The organism is Dietzia sp. B44 (assembly GCF_014145245.1).
In the GTDB taxonomy this organism is placed as follows: domain Bacteria; phylum Actinomycetota; class Actinomycetes; order Mycobacteriales; family Mycobacteriaceae; genus Dietzia; species Dietzia natronolimnaea.
In genome coordinates this window covers 6,470-6,817 of record NZ_JAALEF010000512.1, presented here as the reverse complement: position 1 = coordinate 6,817, position 348 = coordinate 6,470, and the positions used below count along the sequence as shown (strand labels likewise).

1 protein-coding gene is annotated in these 348 nt (G+C 69.5%); it reads left to right on the top strand.

The window, feature by feature from the left end; translation table 11 throughout:
- On the top strand, window positions 1-348 hold a 348-nt coding region (locus tag G6017_RS16410; RefSeq protein ID WP_194307908.1), incomplete at both ends, for a DUF7008 domain-containing protein.

The following is a 348-nucleotide window of genomic DNA, read 5'->3' as shown; positions in this document are numbered from 1 at the left end:
CCCGAGTACAAGCGGCGCTGGTCCTCGGTGCCGTGGGCCGAACGGGTCCGCGCAGCTCTGGCGGCGTGGATCCTGGACAGGCTAGAGACCCCGGAGCTGTGGAAGGACCCCAACGGGTACCCGCAGCCTCAATCGGTGCGTCAGCTCGCCGCGAAGGTCGAGACCGATCCGAGGCTGAGCGGTGTGGCCGAGGCGCTGGAGCTGTGGTCGACCAAGCGGCAGGCCGGCGTGCTCACCAACCTGGTGGCGCTGCTGGCGGACGAGGCCGTGCCGTATCTGGCCGCACTCCGGCTCAAGGACTCGGGCTTGCGTAAGTTCGCCGAATGGCAGGTCACCTGGGACGCCCAG